Origin of the sequence: Thalassospira sp. (assembly GCF_030690045.1) — a bacterium.
In the GTDB taxonomy this organism is placed as follows: domain Bacteria; phylum Pseudomonadota; class Alphaproteobacteria; order Rhodospirillales; family Thalassospiraceae; genus Thalassospira.
In genome coordinates this window covers 81,094-98,601 of record NZ_JAUYHK010000009.1, presented here as the reverse complement: position 1 = coordinate 98,601, position 17,508 = coordinate 81,094, and the positions used below count along the sequence as shown (strand labels likewise).

19 protein-coding genes and 1 tRNA gene are annotated in these 17,508 nt (G+C 59.2%); 11 read left to right on the top strand and 9 right to left on the bottom strand.

The window, feature by feature from the left end:
* The first annotated feature begins 3 nt into the window (after positions 1 to 3).
* Positions 4 to 927 carry a nucleoside hydrolase gene (locus Q8O73_RS03965; protein WP_305555294.1) on the top strand — a complete coding sequence of 308 codons (924 nt, stop codon included), beginning with the start codon at positions 4 to 6 and terminating at the stop codon, positions 925 to 927.
* Positions 924 to 2,708: an adenine deaminase gene (locus Q8O73_RS03960; RefSeq protein WP_305555291.1), complete on the top strand. Its 1,785-nt coding sequence runs from the start codon at positions 924 to 926 to the stop codon at positions 2,706 to 2,708. The genes Q8O73_RS03965 and Q8O73_RS03960 overlap by 4 nt, the downstream gene beginning before the upstream one ends.
* Positions 2,709 to 2,892: 184 nt before the next feature.
* On the opposite strand, the gene Q8O73_RS03955 is transcribed toward Q8O73_RS03960, so the two are convergent.
* The gene (locus Q8O73_RS03955) at positions 2,893 to 3,312 is read right to left on the bottom strand and encodes a DUF1761 domain-containing protein (RefSeq protein ID WP_305555288.1); all 420 of its coding nucleotides are present in this window, start codon (positions 3,310 to 3,312) and stop codon (positions 2,893 to 2,895) included.
* Positions 3,313 to 3,417: 105 nt separating this feature from the next.
* Here Q8O73_RS03955 and Q8O73_RS03950 point away from each other — a divergent pair, with 105 nt between their 5' ends.
* Positions 3,418 to 4,128, top strand: coding sequence for a YafY family protein (locus tag Q8O73_RS03950; protein WP_305555285.1), 711 nt, complete (start codon positions 3,418 to 3,420; stop codon positions 4,126 to 4,128).
* 226 nt (positions 4,129 to 4,354) lie between these two features.
* Here the strand turns inward: Q8O73_RS03950 and Q8O73_RS03945 are convergent, their stop codons facing one another.
* Positions 4,355 to 5,278, bottom strand: coding sequence for a LysR family transcriptional regulator (locus tag Q8O73_RS03945; protein ID WP_305555282.1), 924 nt, complete (start codon positions 5,276 to 5,278; stop codon positions 4,355 to 4,357).
* A 100-nt stretch (positions 5,279 to 5,378) separates the two neighbouring features.
* Between Q8O73_RS03945 and Q8O73_RS03940 the strand changes: the two genes are divergently transcribed.
* Positions 5,379 to 6,422: an NAD(P)-dependent alcohol dehydrogenase gene (locus Q8O73_RS03940; RefSeq protein ID WP_305555279.1), complete on the top strand. Its 1,044-nt coding sequence runs from the start codon at positions 5,379 to 5,381 to the stop codon at positions 6,420 to 6,422.
* A gap of 154 nt (positions 6,423 to 6,576) precedes the next feature.
* Here Q8O73_RS03940 and Q8O73_RS03935 read toward each other — a convergent pair whose 3' ends face one another.
* A complete protein-coding gene (locus tag Q8O73_RS03935; protein WP_305555276.1) occupies positions 6,577 to 7,551 on the bottom strand; it encodes an alpha/beta fold hydrolase in 975 nt (324 codons plus the stop codon).
* A gap of 9 nt (positions 7,552 to 7,560) precedes the next feature.
* On the bottom strand, positions 7,561 to 8,532 hold the full coding sequence (locus tag Q8O73_RS03930) for an alpha/beta fold hydrolase (RefSeq protein ID WP_305555273.1): 972 nt from the start codon (positions 8,530 to 8,532) through the stop codon (positions 7,561 to 7,563).
* A 78-nt stretch (positions 8,533 to 8,610) separates the two neighbouring features.
* Here Q8O73_RS03930 and Q8O73_RS03925 point away from each other — a divergent pair, with 78 nt between their 5' ends.
* Complete coding sequence (locus tag Q8O73_RS03925; protein WP_305555270.1) at positions 8,611 to 9,228, top strand: TetR/AcrR family transcriptional regulator; 618 nt, start codon at positions 8,611 to 8,613, stop codon at positions 9,226 to 9,228.
* A 193-nt stretch (positions 9,229 to 9,421) separates the two neighbouring features.
* Here Q8O73_RS03925 and Q8O73_RS03920 read toward each other — a convergent pair.
* Positions 9,422 to 9,511, bottom strand: a tRNA-Ser gene (locus tag Q8O73_RS03920).
* 235 nt (positions 9,512 to 9,746) lie between these two features.
* On the opposite strand from Q8O73_RS03920, the gene rplU reads away from it, so the two are divergent.
* The 4 genes from rplU to proB all read left to right on the top strand — a co-directional run bounded on the left by rplU (position 9,747) and on the right by proB (position 12,638).
* The gene (rplU, locus tag Q8O73_RS03915) at positions 9,747 to 10,061 is read left to right on the top strand and encodes a 50S ribosomal protein L21 (protein WP_305555267.1); all 315 of its coding nucleotides are present in this window, start codon (positions 9,747 to 9,749) and stop codon (positions 10,059 to 10,061) included.
* A 28-nt stretch (positions 10,062 to 10,089) separates the two neighbouring features.
* Positions 10,090 to 10,350: a 50S ribosomal protein L27 gene (gene rpmA, locus Q8O73_RS03910; protein ID WP_305555264.1), complete on the top strand. Its 261-nt coding sequence runs from the start codon at positions 10,090 to 10,092 to the stop codon at positions 10,348 to 10,350.
* Positions 10,351 to 10,485: 135 nt separating this feature from the next.
* Positions 10,486 to 11,523: a GTPase ObgE gene (gene obgE, locus Q8O73_RS03905; RefSeq protein ID WP_305555261.1), complete on the top strand. Its 1,038-nt coding sequence runs from the start codon at positions 10,486 to 10,488 to the stop codon at positions 11,521 to 11,523.
* The gene (gene proB, locus Q8O73_RS03900; protein ID WP_305555258.1) at positions 11,520 to 12,638 is read left to right on the top strand and encodes a glutamate 5-kinase; all 1,119 of its coding nucleotides are present in this window, start codon (positions 11,520 to 11,522) and stop codon (positions 12,636 to 12,638) included. The genes obgE and proB overlap by 4 nt, the downstream gene beginning before the upstream one ends.
* Positions 12,639 to 12,731: 93 nt before the next feature.
* On the opposite strand, the gene Q8O73_RS03895 is transcribed toward proB, so the two are convergent.
* The 3 genes from Q8O73_RS03895 to phaR all read right to left on the bottom strand — a co-directional run bounded on the left by Q8O73_RS03895 (position 12,732) and on the right by phaR (position 14,523).
* Positions 12,732 to 13,127 carry a helix-turn-helix domain-containing protein gene (locus Q8O73_RS03895; RefSeq protein ID WP_305555255.1) on the bottom strand — a complete coding sequence of 132 codons (396 nt, stop codon included), beginning with the start codon at positions 13,125 to 13,127 and terminating at the stop codon, positions 12,732 to 12,734.
* Between the two features lie 170 nt (positions 13,128 to 13,297).
* Positions 13,298 to 13,651, bottom strand: coding sequence for a hypothetical protein (locus Q8O73_RS03890; protein WP_305555252.1), 354 nt, complete (start codon positions 13,649 to 13,651; stop codon positions 13,298 to 13,300).
* A gap of 245 nt (positions 13,652 to 13,896) precedes the next feature.
* On the bottom strand, positions 13,897 to 14,523 hold the full coding sequence (gene phaR / locus Q8O73_RS03885) for a polyhydroxyalkanoate synthesis repressor PhaR (RefSeq protein ID WP_305555249.1): 627 nt from the start codon (positions 14,521 to 14,523) through the stop codon (positions 13,897 to 13,899).
* Between the two features lie 297 nt (positions 14,524 to 14,820).
* Here phaR and Q8O73_RS03880 point away from each other — a divergent pair, with 297 nt between their 5' ends.
* Both Q8O73_RS03880 and Q8O73_RS03875 read left to right on the top strand, forming a co-directional pair.
* Positions 14,821 to 15,414, top strand: a complete 594-nt coding sequence (locus tag Q8O73_RS03880; RefSeq protein ID WP_305555246.1) for a hypothetical protein — start codon at positions 14,821 to 14,823, stop codon at positions 15,412 to 15,414.
* A complete protein-coding gene (locus tag Q8O73_RS03875; RefSeq protein WP_305555243.1) occupies positions 15,401 to 16,474 on the top strand; it encodes an alpha/beta fold hydrolase in 1,074 nt (357 codons plus the stop codon). The genes Q8O73_RS03880 and Q8O73_RS03875 overlap by 14 nt, the downstream gene beginning before the upstream one ends.
* Before the next feature lies 1 nt (position 16,475).
* On the opposite strand, the gene Q8O73_RS03870 is transcribed toward Q8O73_RS03875, so the two are convergent.
* On the bottom strand, positions 16,476 to 17,438 hold the full coding sequence (locus Q8O73_RS03870; RefSeq protein ID WP_305555240.1) for a hypothetical protein: 963 nt from the start codon (positions 17,436 to 17,438) through the stop codon (positions 16,476 to 16,478).
* Positions 17,439 to 17,508 lie beyond the last annotated feature (70 nt).

Here is a 17,508-nt window from a genome sequence, read left to right as displayed (position 1 = left end):
GTCATGGGAATCTGGATCGATACCGATATGGGCTTTGACGATATTGCCGCCGTGCTGGTTGTGCGCCATGCCGGGATGGTGATTGACGGCATGTCGCTGGTGGCGGGGAATGTGCCGATGGATCAGGTGCGCCGCAATGCGGCGGGGGCCTGTGCGGCATTTGGCTGGTCCTTTCCAATTCATTGCGGGCGATCCTTTCCGGTTTTGGGGCCGGTTGAAACCGCCAGACGTATTTTGGGTCAGACCGGCATGCGCACAGTCGGACAGGCATTGCCCGATGTGATCACCTTGCCCGATGGCAATGCCTTTGTCGCGCTGTGTGACTGGCTTTCGGGTGATGATCCGGAGCCGCGCCGCATTCTGGCCCTGGGGCCGCTTGGCAATATCGCGGCGCTGGTTTTGGCGCGCCCCGATCTGGCCGCGAAAATTTCCGATCTGGTCTGGATGGGCGGCGCTGTCGGGGCGGGCAATCATACGGCATCGGCTGAATTCAATGCCCTTGCCGATCCCGAGGCACTGTCGATTATTCTGGCGCATGGTGTGCCGTTGCGCATGGTGGATCTGGATTTGTGCCGTCAGGTTCTGGTGACATTGCAGGATGCCGAAACCATTCGCGTCTGTGGAGGGCGGAATGCCGGTTTGCTGGCCGATCTTTTGGCCGGTTATGTGATGATTGCACTGGAACGCGGGCGGCCTGCGATGGGGCTTTATGATCCGTGTGCGGCGGTGGCCCTTGCGACGGCCGATATTGTGCACTTCCAGCCCGCGCATATTGCCGTGGAATTGCAGGGTTCCCATACACGGGGCCGCACCATTGTCGATGCAAGGCCCGCGACTGTGCCCAATGCGCAGTATGCGGTGGCTGTTGATGCAGATCGCGCCCGCGATTTTGTTCTGGATGCGCTGCGCAAGGAGGCCGGTCAATGACGATTGCCCCGACTGAACCACAGGATTTGGCCGATAATGCCTTGCGGTCGCGTGCGGTGGCGGCGGCCCGTGGCGATATGCCGTTTGATGTTCTGATCACGGGCGGGATGCTGGTTGATATGGTGACGGGTGAATTACGCCCGGCCGATATCGGCATTGTTGGCCCGCTGATTGCCAGTGTGCATGCATGCGGGGCCCGTCAGGACGGGCGCAAGGTGATTGATGCCAGCGGTTGTTTTTTGTCGCCGGGTCTGATCGATACGCATATGCATGTCGAAAGTTCGATGGTGACACCGGCCACCTATGCGCAAACCGTGGTACCGCGCGGGGTGACGACCATTGTCTGGGACCCGCATGAACTGGGCAATGTTCTGGGTCTTGCCGGGGTGCGCTGGGCGGTGGAAGCCTGCCGCAATCTGCCTTTGCGGGTGGTGGTTCTGGCCCCGTCCTGTGTGCCTGCGGCACCGGGGATGGAACTTTCGGGGGCCGATTTTGACAGTCAGGCCATGGCGGAAATGCTGTCTTGGCCGGAAATTGGCGGCATTGCCGAAGTCATGAATATGCGCGGCGTGATTGGCCGTGACCCGCGCATGAGTGCGATTTTGCAGGCTGGTCTGACGTCGGGAAAACCGGTCTGTGGTCATGCCCGCGGGCTGGGCGGGGCCGATCTGGCGGCCTTTATGGCCGCGGGGGTCAGTTCCGATCATGAATTGGTGTCGGGCGATGATTTGATGGCGAAATTGCGCGCCGGGCTGACGATTGAATTGCGCGGGTCGCACGATCATTTATTGCCTGAATGTGTTGCGACCCTCAATAAACTGGGCCATTTGCCGCCCACCGTCACTTTGTGTACCGACGATGTGTTTGCCGATGATCTGGCGCAAAAGGGCGGGCTGGATGATGTGGTGCGGCGTCTTGTCGCCTATGGCCTGAAACCGCAATGGGCCTTGCAGGCCGCGACTCTCAACGCCTCCTTGCGGCTGGGTCGCCCGGACCTTGGCCTGATTGCGGCGGGCAGGCGGGCGGATATTGTGCTGTTTGAAGACCTTGTTGCCTTTCAGGCCCGACATGTTCTGGTCAATGGCAAACTGACGGCCAGTGACGGCAGGCTGCATCAGGCAGTCTGGGAAACCGACGCCGCCCCGCTGCGCGAGACCATGAAAATCGACAGGGTGACAGCGGATGATTTCCGGGTTCCGGCAGAAGGTGCCAAAGTCCGGATTGCTACCATCAACCGGCCCCGTTTCACCCAATGGGGCGAGGTTGAAGCGCTTGTTCAAGACGGCTTTGTCGTGCCGCCTGCCGGTACGATTTTGATCGCGGTCGCCCACCGTCATGGCCGGGCTGACAGTCGGCCACGGGTCGGGTTTCTGGAAGGCTGGGGCGCATGGCGCGGGGCGATTTGCACCACGGTTTCCCATGACAGCCATAATCTGACGGTTTTTGGCGGTAATCCGCAGGATATGGCGATTGCCGCCAATGCGGTGATTGCGGCGGGCGGGGGGATGGCCGTGGCATCGCAGGGCAAGCTGGATGCGGTTCTGGCCTTGCCGCTATGCGGGTTGGTATCCGATGCGCCGATGCGCGATGTGGCAACCGGTTTTGCAGCGATCCGGGCGGCAGCCGATGCAATTGTTGACTGGCAACCGCCCTATCTGGTGTTCAAGGCCTGTTTTGGGGCGACGCTGGCCTGTAACCCCGGCCCGCATCAAACCGACCGGGGTATTGGCGATGTTACTACCGGCATGTTGCTGCAAAGCCCGGTTTTGGGGCCGGTATAGCGGGCGCAGGCGGGCTTAAGGGTCCGCTCTTTTTCGAGCGCGGCTACCAAGGGAGGCCAAGGCCCTCTCAGGTTGCTTTGGCCATCTTTGCAAACTGTAGACGCGGTTATTCGAAAACCACATCTGCAGTGGTTCCGGCACATCGAAAACCCTCACGTCGTCTGCGCTCGTGGGCACAATGGGCCTACTGCAACAGAAGTAGCACGGCGCTCGTCACCAAGCTGCTGACCAGGAAATAGGGTGCGTTCACCATCGTGTAGTAGAACGGCCTGGGGAAATTGGGATTGATCGCGATCGTCATGCACATCGCCAGCAGATAACCGACACCGATCACCAGCCCGAGCGACAGGGCATCGGCAAGCGAGACAACCCCGACCATGCGCATGATCGCAGCCGTCGTGACGATCATCACGATATTGCACACGAAGGGTCCGAGGATGGTCAGCATGTCCGGCTTGGCGGCCGGCATGTTCTCTCGTCCCAGGGCTATCGCGTAATATTTGGGGACCAGGGCACCAAAATAGACGCCCCCGAACACGAAGCCGAACGCGGAGGCGGCAAGAACGCCCCAGAGACTGATCTGGGCAAATGCACTGAAAACCATGGTTCACTCTCTTTCTGAAATATCGCCGCAAGACGTCCTCTGGCTATCGGAATTGGATGAAACGTGTATAGATGGGCCCAACTGACACTTCACGGCAGTTAGACGATGAGCGGACCCGATAGATTGCTGCGCCTTCTTCAGCTTATGCGCGTCATGTCGCCTCCGATCACGGCGGAACGTTTGGCGGTCGAACGCGGCGTGTCCGTACGATCGATCTACCGCGATATCGAACTGTTGCGGCTGTCGGGCGCCCGTATTGAGGGAGAACGCGGCTATGGCTATCGCCTGATCGAGGACTATGCCCTGCCGCCGCAAACATTCGATCGATTGGAAATCGAGGCGATTACTGTGGGACTGGGCGAAGTGCGACAGATGGGCGATCCGGACTTGGCGCGTGCCGCCGAGGCTGTGCTGGCCAAGATTGCCGCCACCTTGCCGAACGATCGGGAGCAGCAATTGCTGCATTCGATCTCCCATGTCTATCGGCCAAGTGGTCGCTACGGCTCGCATCCGCATCTGCAGGCGATACGGAAGGCGTGCTGGGAGGAGCAGGAGATCGAAATCGGCTATCGCGATCAAGAGGGCACCGCCAGCCAGCGCATCATTCGCCCCCTTGCCATCGTATATAACGATCACGTCCTGACGGTTCTGGCCTGGTGCTGCCTGCGTGATGATTACCGGATGTTCAGGATCGACCGGGTCGACGGCGTTTCAAGCAAAGGAACCAGTTTTCGTCCCCGGCGGGTAAGCTTGTTGCGCGTATATCTGGCAAAGCTCAGTGCAAGAGAGAACGAAAAGAAGCGGCTTCCGGGATAGTCTCCACCAATGGCCTTCGACAGCAATGGCGTCGCTTCCTTCCTGCGCCGGCCTTCAGAATATGCCGGGCTGTAGCGTAAACCGACGGTCCTGATAGTTGCTTGGTGATGATGCGGTGATCGACGGCAATATCGCGTCATAGCGGGCAATCGGCGGTGTTTGGCGGGCCGTGAGCGACCAAGATGAGAACTATGTCTACGCTATAGCTCTCTAACGCCGCCCTTTCTCATGAGTCGGTCAGGTGGGTCGGCATAAACGCTTCGACGAGGGCAACCACCACCACTCTTACCTTGGGAGCCAAATCGCGCGAGCGCGGCCAAAGCGCGGTAATGGGGACGTCTTCCACGGGGGTGGCAATCGGCACCACTTCAAGCCGCCCGCTGCGGAGATCGTCCGCCGCCAGCCAGGTCGAAAGGTAGGCCAGCCCCAGTCCGTTCACGGTCGCGTCCCGCAAGGCCTCACCGTGGCTGACCGTATGGCGCGGTTGGATGACGAACGACCTGACCAGTTCGTCCGGGCCGCAAACCGCCCATGGCAGCGGGCGGCTATCCTTGGCGAAAGCGAGACAGTCGTGTTCGGCGAGTTCCTCGACGGAGGCCGGACGCCCTCGACGGTCCAGATAGGACGGCGCGGCGCAGATGATCGAGCGTTGCGTACCAATCCGCCGCCCGATCAGGCTGGCGTGATCTCCGCGGGCGCCAAGCCGCACAACGAGGTCGATGCCTTCCTCGACGAGATCGACTTGGCGGTCTGTGAATGAGATATCGAGATTGAGATCGGGGTTCTTGTCCGCGACCTCCTTGAGCACGGGCATGACGCACAACCGGCCGAATGAAATGGGCAGGTTGATCCGCAAGGTTCCCGATACGACGCGCTTTCGCGAGGCCAGAAGCGTCTCAGCCGCGTTCAGTTCTTCCAGAACCTTGAGACAGCTCTGGTAATAGGCCCGCCCTTCGGCCGTCAGATTCAGGCTGCGCGTGGTGCGGTTCAGCAACCGGACACCGAGACGCTCTTCGAGGCGAGCGACGCTCTTACCGGTCGCGGACTTCGACACGCCCATGCGTGCCGCCGCCGCCGTGAAGCTGCCTGTTTCTACCGCATGCACGAAGGCGGAAATGCCTTGAAGGTGGGAATGAATGTTCAGGCTCATCAATTGGAGACCAAATGGAGGAAGTGTTCGCAAAACACATCGCAACACAATCGATATGATTGTCAATAAGGTCCTCGCTCAACGCGGGAAAGGATCGACCATGAGCGAGACAATGAAACGATGGCAGTTGCCGTCATTCGGACTGAAGAATCTGGAATTGGCCGAAGCGCCGATGCCGACGCCGGGCAGCAAAGAGCTGCTGATCCGAGTTGCGGCGGTCTCCCTCAACTATCGCGACAAGCTGGTGGTCGAAGGTGGGTTGCTGCCCGACAGGCCAACCATGCCGTTCGTTCCGGTATCGGACATGGCGGGAGAGGTCGTGGCGACCGACGCGGATGTGTCACGATTCAAGGTCGGCGACCGGGTGCTCGGAAACTTCTGGACGCAATGGATCGACGGTGAGCCACCACGGGAGATGGCCCGGCATGGCCTGTCGCTCGGCGGACCGCTGCCGGGCATGCTGGCTGAATATGTGACGCTACACGAGGACATCGCCGTCAAGGCGCCCGTATCGCTGACGGACGTGGAAGCCTCTACCTTGCCAGTTGCGGCGCTGACGGCATGGTTCGCTCTGATCGAGACAGGTCATCTGAAAGCGGGCCAAACCGTTCTGGTGCAGGGTACGGGCGGCGTCGCCCTGTTCGGGCTCCAGTTTGCGCAGGCGTTCGGAGCCCATGTGATCGTCACCTCGCGCAGCACGGAGAAGCTGGAGCACGCAAAGGCGCTCGGCGCTTTCGGCGTGATCGACACTCGTGCCAACCCAGACTGGTCCGCTGGAGCGTTGGAACTGACCGCCGGGCGTGGTGTTGATCATGTGCTCGAACTGGTCGGCGGCGACAATATCAGCCAGTCGGCAGCCGCACTCGCGAGCGGCGGGCGTATCGCCCAGATCGGTTTTATGAAGGGATCGGAGATCGTGCTGTCGGCGGTTCCCATGATGCTGAAGAGGGCCATCATCCAAGGCATTTCGGTCGGGCATAGACGATCATTCGAAGACATGAATCGCGGCATCAACCAACATGGCATCAAGCCGGTGATCGACAGGGTCTACGCCTTTGAGGATGCACGAGCGGCGTTCGATCATCTCGAACGCGGGCCGTTCGGTAAGGTGGTCGTTCGGTTCAAGAGTGAAGTTGGAAGCTGATTTTCAATTCCGCCTTGCCGTGGTGTTCGGTGTTCGGCGTCGTTTGCGTAGCTATCGCGCAGAATATCGCGTCATAGCGTACAATCGGAGGGAATGGCGGGCCACGCCCGACGAAGATGAGCACTACATCTACGCAATAACCCTCTAATGCCGCCTAGATGAACGCGGTTAGCACGGCTGCGACCTCATCAGGACGATCCTCGGGCTGGAGATGGCCGCCAGTCGTCACCGCACCCGTGACATGATCGGCCCAACCTTTCCAGATATCGATCCGGTTGGGCCGGCCGGCGACCTCCTCAGAACTCGGCCAGAGCACGAGGACAGGACAATCCAGCTTGCGTCCTGCTGCTCGGTCCGCCTCGTCATGGACAATATCTTCGTTCAGCGCTGCACGATAGTCCTCGCACATCGCGTGCCGCACCGCCGGATTGCGGAAAGCAGCGCGGTACGCTTCCCTCGCCGGCGCCTCAATGACGCTGTCACTCTCCGCGCTCATGACCTTGAAGACCCGATCGATGAATTCATCCGGTGCCGCTGCGAGCAGCCGTTCGGGCAGACCTCCTTCCTGGCCGAGGAGGAACCAGTGATAGCTCCTCTGGGCGTAGCGATAGTCGACCGCCAGCATCGCATCGAGCGTCGGAACGACGGTCAACGATGCAAAGCGGGTTACGACGCCGGGATGATCGAGCACCAACCTGTAGCCTGCCCGCGCGCCGCGGTCGTGCCCGGCAAGCGCGAAGCGCTGATGGCCAAGCATCCTCATAAGTGCGACCAGCGCGTCGCCGACACGTCGTTTTGTCCAGCGCGGCGTCATCGCGTGGGGTCGGCTGGCGCCATAGCCTGGCAGGTCGGGTATAATCAGGGTGTGGCGACATGCCAGAGTCGGGGCGACCTTGCGCCACGCGATGTGCGTCTCGGGAAAACCGTGCAGCAGTAGAAGCGGCGGACCAGAGCCACCGATGACGCCGGCGAAGCGAACGCCGCCGGTGTCGATGTCAAGGGTGCTGAAGCCTGGAAAGAAGGGCGGCGTCCCATCAATCCCGATGCCGGTCCCGACCCTCAGGGTTATCTGGGCATTCGCGGTTGCCGGGTTGGGGGATGCGGGGTGGCAGTGCCGATCCAGGGTCATGTCGATCTCTCAGCTCTTGCTTGAGGCCGTCACGAACTCGGCCAGTTCCCGGTTGTAGCGCGCCGGTTCCTCGTAAAAGGGGCTATGTCCGCTCTTGGAGAAAAGCGACAGTCGGCTATCGGCATTGATCGCCTTGATCCGCTCCGACATCGCGATACGCACGAGCCGGTCATGAACGCCATGCGTCAAGAGGATCGGGCCGGCATATTCCGCGAAGACGGGCTCGAGATCGGAGGTCGTGGTCTTGATGAAGCCCTCGTTGACGGCGCGTACTGTCATGCCGTTGACGACGAGCATGTTCTTCATCTCTGCCTCCGTCGGCGGTTGGTGGAAGCAGGCTGCAAGGAAGTCGGCCGTGGCCGCGGTGCGTTGCGTCAGATCGTGGGAAGTGGTGGTGGCGGTGAAGGCTCCCGCCTCCTCGGTCAGTAGATCTGACGACAGCTTGGTCACGGCATCGACCAGATTGACGCCGGCGATTTTCGCGCCGCCGTATTTCCTGAGATAGGCGCCGGCGACGAAGCCGCCCAGCGACCAGCCGACCAGCACCGGCCGGCGGAGCATGGCGCCGTCGATCACGGCAGCGACGTCATCCGCCCAGCGATCAGCATCGGAATAGGCATCGAGTGCTGCCGGCTTGTCTGAATCGCCATGGCCGCGCAGATCGAAGCCGACCATACGAAATCCTGCGAGCCCGGGGGCAGCGAACTGCTTTTCCCAGCTTAGCCGGCTCTGGCGCAGACCGTGGATGAACAGGATCTCAGGGGCATCGGGATCACCCTTCGCCTCGCCCGCCAGCATCGTGCCGTCTGTCGAGCGGACCTGGAAAGACTGAGGCTTCGCCGCGGTTGCCCCACCGGCGGCTGCGCCGGAAACCTGGGTGCCTGATGATGCCGCATGCGCCGCAGGCGTATTGGTGCCTCCGAAGGCGAGTGCCGTGAGCCCGGCGGCGCCAGCGATGAATGTGCGTCTCGAGTAATTCATGAGGGGAGCTCCATGTTGTTTATCGAACGCTATTAAATTCGATTGACTTCGTATGTCAATGGTTGTTTAGTGATTGGTATGAAACGAGATGCAAAATCACGCGGCGGACGGCCGTGGAGCTTTGATCGGGAAAAGGCGATCGAGACGGCGATGCGGCTGTTCTGGCGGCATGGCTTTGAGGGGGTGTCGATCGGTGATCTGACGAAGGAGATCGGGATCGCGCCTCCGAGCCTTTACGCGGCCTTTGGCAGCAAGGCCGGGCTCTATCAGCAAGCCCTCATCCATTACGAGGAGACGCTCGGCACGCTTGATGCGACTTCCGTCAGTTCGGCGACCTCACTCGCGGAGGCGGTGCGGCTGTTGCTTGAGGCAGCCGTCAGAGCTGTCACCCATCCCGATCGCGAGCGTGGCTGCATGATCTCCGGGGGCATGATCGCCTGTCATCCTGATCATGCGCCGCTCGCCCGCGATGCTGCCAAGCGGCGTGACGCCATGCGCCAAAGGATTGCGCAGGCGCTCCAGCCGTTTGCAGCGGTGGACGAGGTGAACCGCCTGGCTCGCCATTTGGCCGCGGTCATGCAAGGCATCTCGATTCAAGCCCGGGACGGTTCGACGCCAACGGAATTGCAGGAGATCATCGAAGACGTCGTGTCAGGCGTCGCGGCACGGCCTCCGCAGACTGGACGAAGACATTGATGGCGCCTTTCAGCACGGGCAGACAGTATTTTCTGCTGCATCCCGCCGGCTATGCGTCGGTCCCCACCGAATGAACGGGCCGACCGCAAGACAATCGGCGTGTGTCAAGTCCCTAAAGACAGCATGCGGTGATCGGCAGCATAAGGCGGTTACTTCGCAAAATATCGCGTCACAGGGTGCAATCGGCGGCAAATGGCGGAGAGGGTGGGATTCGAACCCACGGTACTGTCACCAGTACAACGGTTTTCGAGACCGCCCCGTTCGACCACTCCGGCACCTCTCCGCATGTGTGGTCTTGGCGTTCGAGGCGGTGTTTACCGAGCCCGGCGCAAGATTGCAAGAGGGAATATTGCGGGATGGCATTTAAACGGGGGCAGGGTGCGCAAAACGCGCATTATGATTGACTCTGCGGGGCAAAGGCGGTAATCCACCCGTCTCTCGCAGCGGTCCGGTATCTGTAGCAGCGACACCGGGCTGCGCGTTTGTGTTTCCGAAACTGAATTTTCAGGAACTTATCGATGTATGCAATCATCAAAACCGGTGGCAAACAATACAAGGTTGCCGCCAACGACGTTATCAAAGTCGAAAAGATCGCTGCCCAGGCCGGTGAAACCGTAACCCTCGACGAGGTTCTTATGGTTGCTGGCGACGGTGCGCCGGTGGTTGGCGTTCCGTTGGTCAAGGGGGCCTCTGTTGTTGCAGAAGTTCTCGAACAGACCAAGGGCGACAAAGTGATCGTTTTCAAGAAGAAGCGCCGGCATAATTACCGTCGTAAAAATGGTCACCGCCAGAACCTGACCGTTCTGCGCATTAAGGACATCAAGGCCAACTAAGGCCAGGATGCAGGTTTAGGAGAGTTTCATGGCTCATAAAAAAGCTGGTGGTAGCTCCCGCAACGGCCGCGACTCCGAAGGCAGACGCCTCGGTGTGAAGAAATTCGGCGGTCAGGCGGTTGTTGCAGGTAACATTCTTGTTCGTCAGCGCGGAACCAAGTTCCACGCCGGTGCCAATGTTGGCCTCGCCAAAGACCATACCCTGTTTGCAACTGTGGACGGCAGCGTCCTGTTCAAAACCGGGTTCAAGGGTCGTACCTTTGTGAACGTCGTTCCGGCAGAGGCGTAAGCCTCCCGTTCCGGGCACAACGTGCCAAGAAATTATGAGGGAGGAATGAGCGATCATTCCTCCCTCATTTTATGTGTTATAGACGGTGTTTAACGCCCGAAGACGATCAATGGGGACTACCCTGAAGGACCGGTTATGAAGTTTCTCGATGAAGCCAAGATTTTTGTGCGCAGTGGCCGCGGCGGTGCGGGTGCTGTCAGTTTCCGGCGCGAGAAATTTATCGAATATGGCGGCCCGGATGGCGGCGATGGCGGACGCGGCGGCGATGTCGTGCTTGAAGCTGTTGAAAACCTCAATACCCTGATCGATTTCCGCTATCAGCAGCATTTCAAGGCCGAAGTCGGCATGCATGGCATGGGCCGCAACCGTACCGGCCGGTCGGGCAATTCGATCACCATCAAGGTGCCGGTCGGAACGCAAATTCTGGCCGAAGACCGTGAAACCCTGATTGTCGATATGATCGAACCGGGCCAGACCTATTTGCTGTGCAAGGGCGGGGATGGCGGGCGCGGCAATGCGCATTTCAAATCATCCACCAATCAGGCCCCGCGTCGTTCCGAAGAAGGCTGGCCGGCCGAGGAAATGTGGGTATGGCTGCGTCTGAAACTGATTGCCGATGCCGGTCTGGTCGGTCTGCCCAATGCCGGGAAATCAACTTTTCTGGCGGCATCCTCGCATGCGCGGCCCAAAATTGCCGATTATCCCTTTACCACCCTGCATCCGCAACTGGGCGTGGTCGAGGTCGATGAACAGGAATTCGTGTTGGCCGATATTCCCGGCCTGATCGAGGGGGCATCGGAAGGCAAGGGCATTGGCACCCGTTTTCTGGGTCATATCGAACGTTGCGAAGTGTTGCTGCATCTGATCGACTGCACCGAGGAAGACCCGGTGGGTGTGTATCATACGGTGCGTGACGAATTGGAAAATTATGCCGATATCCTGATCGACAAGCCCGAAGTGGTTGCCCTGAACAAGGCCGACAGTTTGCTTCCGGAAATGGTCGAGGAACAGCGCGAGATATTGGAAAAGGGCATTGGCAAAAAAGTGTTTGTGGTGTCGGGTGTCACCGGACAGGGTGTGACCGACGTGCATCGTGAATTGCGCCGTCACATGATCGAACAGCGTCGCTTGCGCGCCGGTCTGGGTCGCGAGGAAGAGGAATTCCAGCCGTGAGTCTGGGCGATGCCAAACGTCTGATCATCAAGGTCGGGTCGGCGCTTCTGGTTGATGAAGTGACGGGCAAGCTGCGCCGGGCGTGGCTTGAGGCGCTGGCCGATGATATTGCGCATTTGCGCGAAAACGGCATGGAAGTGGTGGTGGTTTCCAGCGGGGCGATTGCGCTGGGCCGACGCATTCTGGGTCTGGATCACCGCACCATCAGCCTTGCCGACAAACAGGCCGCCGCGGCGACCGGGCAGATCATGCTGTCGCAGGTCTGGCAGGAAGCGTTGGGGCGCAATGGCCTGATCATGGCGCAGGTTCTGGTGACGCTGGAGGATATGGAATCGCGCCGTCGTTACCTGAATGCGCGTGCCACCCTTAATGCCCTTTTGGGGCGTGGGGCGATTCCGCTGATCAATGAAAACGATACGGTGGCGACCGAAGAAATCCGCTTTGGTGACAATGACCGTCTGGGGGCCAAGGTCGCCCATATGATTTCGGCCGATACCCTGGTGTTGCTGTCCGATATTGACGGGCTTTATACCGCCGATCCGCGCAAAAACCCGGATGCGACCCTGATCCCCGTGGTGCGCGATCTGACGCCGGAAATCATGGGCATGGCCGGAAAAGCGCCGACGATGTATAGCTCTGGCGGGATGGTGACGAAATTGCAGGCCGCCGAAATCGCCATGAAGGCCGGATGCCGCATGATCATTGCCCGCGGTACGCTGTATCATCCGCTCAAGGCGCAACTGGATGGCGGGCCGCATACGCTGTTTCTGCCCTCCGAAAGCCCGATGGCGGCCCGGCGGCATTGGATTGCGACATCTCTGTCGGCACGCGGTGCAATTGTGGTCGATGCCGGTGCGGTCAAGGCCCTGCGGGCGGGCAAGAATTTGTTGCCTGCCGGAATTACGGCCGTTGAAGGCGGGTTCAAACATGGCGATGCGGTGCGCGTCCTTGATGCGGCGGGTCTTGAAATCGCCCGGGCAATTACCGCCTATTCGGCCGATGAAACCCGTCAGATCAAGGGGCATGGCAGTCAGGATATTGAACCGATGCTGGGATATAGTCGCGGCAATGCGGTGATCCATTCCGATGATTTGGTGATGCCTGATCTGCTGTGATGGCCGGTTTGATTCAGGACGGGACAATGAATGCAAAAAAGGCTGCGATGAAACGCAGCCTTTTTTGCACAGCGGTGGCGCTGAAAATTTGGGTCAGGCGGCCTGATCGGCCAAAGCGCGGGCCATATGGCTCAGGGCTTCCTGATGTTTTTCGTGTTTGATGCTGGCGAAATTGCGCGCCAGTTCAAGGCACATGCGCTGGCGGGCATTCAGTTCGGTTTCCTGATTGCCATTCAGCCCTTCGTAGAAATAATTCACAGGAACGCCAAGAACCTGTGAAATTTCGTAAAGACGACCCGCCGAGATACGGTTAATACCGCGCTCGTATTTGTGGGCCTGCTGATAGGTAACGCCGATCAGATCGGCCATCTGCTGCTGGCTGAAACCCAACATGATGCGGCGTTCGCGGATGCGCTGACCGACATAACGATCCGTATCGGTGGCGCGATTGGCGCGCTTGTTTTCGTCATCTGAAGCAATAGCATTCATTGCATTTTTTCCGTTATCAACCGCCAGTTATAAAAATCCCACTTCGACCGCCGCCGAACGTCTCTTTTACGTTCGCTCCATGCGCCTGTCTGGCATCTGTTTGTGCCATTGTCGGGCAAGATGTATATCTGAACATGGGTCAGATAAAGCACTCAACGGTGCGAGAGAAGCTAGCTATATAGGTCAATATAGCGGTCCTTGTCTAGTGCGTAAGGCGAAAAAAAGATCAATGATTCTGACCCATAAGGCGTTACGGGTTGTGCATAGCTGGCATGCATCTGGCGAATGACCGCAGGTTGCAATCGGTTTTCGGGTGGCATCATTTGCCCGATCAGTTGCGCCCAGAACGCCGAACTGCCTGCAAGTGCATGACTTTCCAGCCACAGCCCGCCATCGGTGCGGACGGGGGAGGGTTGATGCAGGCGCGCAAAACGACTGTCACCGATCCCGGACATACCGTCGGTGTGGCTGCTGGCCATCGATGCTGCCTGCGATTGCATCGGGCGCAGGGAAAGGGGGCTCATCGCCGTCATGGCATCATTCTGTGCGTGTCCGGTGGATCAGTTGATTCTGGGGGCATGCCTTTCTGTCTGGTTCGGCCGGAGAGGACCCGGCAAAAATTGCCGCCTTGCGGCCTGTTGGGGCCGGGCGAAATGGTTAACAAAAAGTTTATGCAGGAATGATGCCGGACACGAAAAACGGGACCCGCGGGGTCCCGTTCAATCAGATGCCGGTCAAGCCAAAGAGGCAGGGCAGAGGATGCAGGCCGTTATTTTTCGGGCTTTTTGCTGACCAGATTATTGAGCTGTGCCTGCATGGCTTCGAGTTGCGCCTTGAGATCATCGAGCGATGCATCGCTTTTGGCGGGCTGGCGCGGGGTGCTTGTGCCCGGGGTGCCGGGTTTGTTGCCGCCGGTTTCGTCATCGGCATTGATAAAGGGCGCAAACATTTTCATGGTCTGCTCAAACAGCGCCATATTCTGTTTGTTCATTTCCTCGAACTGGCCAAAGGGGAAAATTCCCTTCATCGTGCCTTCCATATAATCGCGCATCTGTTCCTGATTATGGCTGAAAGACCGCATCGCCTGTTCCAGATATCCGGGAACAAGGCCCTGCAAACTGTCGCCGTAAAAGCCGATCAGCTGACGCAGAAAATTGATGGGCAGCAGGTTCTGCCCCTTGTTTTCTTCCTCGACAATGATCTGGGTCAGGACGGGGCGGGTAATGTCATCGCCGGTCTTGGCGTCGTAAACGACAAAATCGGTATTGTCCTTGACCATCTGCGACAGGTGATCCAGCGTGACATAGGAACTGGTTGCGGTGTTATAGAGACGGCGATTGGCATATTTTTTAATGACAACGCGGTCGGCGTCTTTGGCACTTTTGGTCGTGGTCATGGCGTTTTTCCTGCTTTCCCTGTTTCCCGAACGTTGGCCCCGATAGGATCTTGCTTTTGGCATCTGTGCCGTGGCACGGTGCGGCATGTTGCGCAGCATTTTCGCTGTTGCGGCTGCACAACGATATGCAAGAGTGCCGTGTAAATGCGCGTGTGTCCAGCATTCAACATACAGTGCGATGCGAAAAAATGCAGGATGGGGCCTGTGCTGCCTCGCAACACGGGATTTCATTTTCCTTATCGGCGCACCACCTTATAGTAACAGGTGAAGAATAAACCCGGACAGGACGGGACAAAGATGACAGACCAACAGCCAGCAGGCACCGCAGAAAAGGATTTTGACGGTCCTGACATCCGTGATCCTGACGCCGATCTGGATGCATTGGCGCAGCGGTTTCTGGATCTGTGGCGGGCCCAGGTTGCAGCAACGGTTGATGGCAATGATGCGGCCAATGCCATCGGGCGGCTTTATGCCGGGCTGGGGGCCGATACCTCGCGGATTGGCGAGGGATTCGAGGCATGGGGACGCCTGATCGGGCAACTGGCAACCGGTCAGAAACCCGACGGCGACATGATGGCCGGGTTTGCGCCCATGCCGGGTTTCCCGCCCGGATCGTCAGGATTTTCTCCTTTCAATGTGCCACCAACCGCAACCGCCGATTCATCCAGCGCAGCAGACAACAGGGGAAATGCGGCCAATGAACCAGCAGGATCGCAAAAAGATCACCAAACGGGCGGGGCCACGGCCCCTGCCGATGCATCTGGCGGTCGAGATGACGAGTTGGCTGAGCTCGCGCGCCGCATTGCCACTCTTTCTGAAACAATATCTGCCCTGGAAGCCGGAACTGGCAGAACAGGCGCAAAGCCTGCTGACGGAGATGAAAAGTCATAGTCCCGATGATCTGATTCAGGCGCTGGACCGGGTGGCCTTTGCCAGCCATTCCGCCTTTCAGGACGGTATTCGCGCCTATCAGGCCCATAACAGCCAGCGCGAGGCCGACGATGTGCCGGTGATCTGGCGCGATGGCACCACGCAAATTCTTGATTACGGGTCGGTTGTCGGGGCGAAAAAGGGCAGCCCCAAAGGGGCAATCCTTCTGGTGCCGTCGCTGGTCAATCGCGGTTATATTCTGGACCTTAATAAAAAACGCAGCTTTGCCCGGTTTCTGGCGCGCAATGGGTATCGCCCGTTGTTGCTGGATTGGGGATATCCGGGCGATGAGGAACGCAATTTCGGGCTGGATGATTATATCGCCGGACGGCTGGTCACAGCCTTGCAGGATATGGCCGATCTGAATGGCAATGCGGTGCCAATGGTCGGCTATTGTATGGGCGGGGTTCTGGCGCTGGCGGCAAGTTTGCTGGACCCGGCGCATGTATCAAAGCTGGTTTTGTTGGCAACCCCGTGGGATTTCATGGCAGCGGGACCAGGGCAAGCGCGAATCGCCGGGGCCTTTGCCCCGACCTTGCCGCAAATGCTGGCTGTGCATGACGCCTTGCCGGTCGATGTTCTGCAAACCCTGTTTGCCAGCCTTGATCCCTTTATGATGGGTGAGAAATTCCGCCGTTTTGCGGCGATGAAACCCGGATCGGCGCGGGCGCGGGATTTTGTTGCCCTTGAAGACTGGCTCAATGACGGGGTGCCGCTGACGCGCCGGGTGGCGATTGAATGCCTGATTGGCTGGTATGTTGAAAACCGGCCTGCCAAGGGCGATTGGCGGATTGACGGTTTGCCGGTGACGCCGCACGACATTCATTGCCCGACACTGGTCGTCATTCCCGAACGTGACCGCATTGTCCCACCCGAAAGCGCGCAGGCGCTGTTTGACAATTTGCCGCCCGGTTTGCGGCAGGATTTGCATCCTGCCGCCGGTCATATCGGCATGATGGTCGGATCGCGGGCCGAAAAATCAACATGGCAGCCGGTGGTGGAGTGGCTCGATTCGCATTAGCTCAGGGGTCGGTTTGCGGTGTTAAGGCAACCGGTTGCACCTGCCAGCGGATCGTCAGCCGGGCAAGCAATGCGATGATGATCAGGGTTAGAATCACCCGCCCGACCAGAACCACCCAGATATCGGCCCCAACCGCCAGCATGATCGCCGTATCCTCGATCAGGGAATGCGACAGGGACAACCATGCCAGCGACAAAAACAGGGTGCGCGGCGGAAACTGTTTTTTCCGGGCCTCGTCAATAATTAATGCCCCGCCATAGGTCAGGCCCAGCAACACCCCGATGGTGGTGACGGGGGCGACATCGCGCGACAGGCCCGAAATCCGCAAGACCGGCAGCAGGGCAAGGGTGATGCGATCCGTGATGCCGGTTTTTTCCAGAATATCAAGCAGCACCAGCAAACCGGCAATCACCCCGAAACTGACCACCAGCGATAGTGCGGTGGATAATGACCAGTCGATCCAGCCTTCCGGGCCGCTGGCCCCTGCACCGCTGGCCATCCATGCCAGATCGGCCGGTTCGGACAGCCAGCCGGTCTGGCGGCTGATCCAGGTGATGAAAGCGCCATAGAGCAAGGCCGCCCCGATCCGCAAACCGGCGGTCGCCCAGAAACTGGCCCCGGCGCGTTTGACAATCGCCTGTTCAACCGGAATACCATGTGCAAACAGCATCATGGCGCACAGCGCGCTGATCTGGGCGGCGGTCATGTCAAGTTGGGCGGCAAGGCTGATGATCACAGCAATCGCCGCATAAATATTGATCAGCAAACAGGTCGCCCAGATCAGTCCTGCTTCGGGTGGCAGGCCAATCACCGCCATAACCGGGGTCAGGATATCGGCGGCAATGGCAACCATGCCAAACTGGTCGGCAATGCGGACGGCAATCATCACCGGCAGCATGACCTTGATCAGGGTCCAGAAAAGACGCTGACTGCGGATCAAAAGGGATTGAAGGTAACGCGACATGGTTTTTCCGGACGATTGATAAACAGGATGCGTTGACCTTACAGGGGCTTTTCCGGAAAAAGGCGGCAAA

What these genes read in the sequence shown, in the direction of transcription:
- Q8O73_RS03955 (WP_305555288.1), bottom strand. Translation starts at nt 3,312, where the DNA reads ATGGTTTTCAGTGCATTTGCCCAGATCAGTCTCTGGGGCGTTCTTGCC.
- Q8O73_RS03945 (WP_305555282.1), bottom strand. Translation starts at nt 5,278, where the DNA reads ATGAGCCTGAACATTCATTCCCACCTTCAAGGCATTTCCGCCTTCGTG.
- Q8O73_RS03950 (WP_305555285.1), top strand. Translation starts at nt 3,418, where the DNA reads ATGAGCGGACCCGATAGATTGCTGCGCCTTCTTCAGCTTATGCGCGTC.
- obgE (WP_305555261.1), top strand. Translation starts at nt 10,486, where the DNA reads ATGAAGTTTCTCGATGAAGCCAAGATTTTTGTGCGCAGTGGCCGCGGC.
- phaR (WP_305555249.1), bottom strand. Translation starts at nt 14,523, where the DNA reads ATGACCACGACCAAAAGTGCCAAAGACGCCGACCGCGTTGTCATTAAA.
- Q8O73_RS03935 (WP_305555276.1), bottom strand. Translation starts at nt 7,551, where the DNA reads ATGACCCTGGATCGGCACTGCCACCCCGCATCCCCCAACCCGGCAACC.
- Q8O73_RS03930 (WP_305555273.1), bottom strand. Translation starts at nt 8,532, where the DNA reads ATGAATTACTCGAGACGCACATTCATCGCTGGCGCCGCCGGGCTCACG.
- Q8O73_RS03875 (WP_305555243.1), top strand. Translation starts at nt 15,401, where the DNA reads ATGAAAAGTCATAGTCCCGATGATCTGATTCAGGCGCTGGACCGGGTG.
- Q8O73_RS03965 (WP_305555294.1), top strand. Translation starts at nt 4, where the DNA reads ATGGGAATCTGGATCGATACCGATATGGGCTTTGACGATATTGCCGCC.
- Q8O73_RS03960 (WP_305555291.1), top strand. Translation starts at nt 924, where the DNA reads ATGACGATTGCCCCGACTGAACCACAGGATTTGGCCGATAATGCCTTG.
- Q8O73_RS03890 (WP_305555252.1), bottom strand. Translation starts at nt 13,651, where the DNA reads ATGAGCCCCCTTTCCCTGCGCCCGATGCAATCGCAGGCAGCATCGATG.
- rpmA (WP_305555264.1), top strand. Translation starts at nt 10,090, where the DNA reads ATGGCTCATAAAAAAGCTGGTGGTAGCTCCCGCAACGGCCGCGACTCC.
- rplU (WP_305555267.1), top strand. Translation starts at nt 9,747, where the DNA reads ATGTATGCAATCATCAAAACCGGTGGCAAACAATACAAGGTTGCCGCC.
- Q8O73_RS03895 (WP_305555255.1), bottom strand. Translation starts at nt 13,127, where the DNA reads ATGAATGCTATTGCTTCAGATGACGAAAACAAGCGCGCCAATCGCGCC.
- Q8O73_RS03870 (WP_305555240.1), bottom strand. Translation starts at nt 17,438, where the DNA reads ATGTCGCGTTACCTTCAATCCCTTTTGATCCGCAGTCAGCGTCTTTTC.
- Q8O73_RS03925 (WP_305555270.1), top strand. Translation starts at nt 8,611, where the DNA reads ATGAAACGAGATGCAAAATCACGCGGCGGACGGCCGTGGAGCTTTGAT.
- Q8O73_RS03940 (WP_305555279.1), top strand. Translation starts at nt 5,379, where the DNA reads ATGAGCGAGACAATGAAACGATGGCAGTTGCCGTCATTCGGACTGAAG.
- Q8O73_RS03880 (WP_305555246.1), top strand. Translation starts at nt 14,821, where the DNA reads ATGACAGACCAACAGCCAGCAGGCACCGCAGAAAAGGATTTTGACGGT.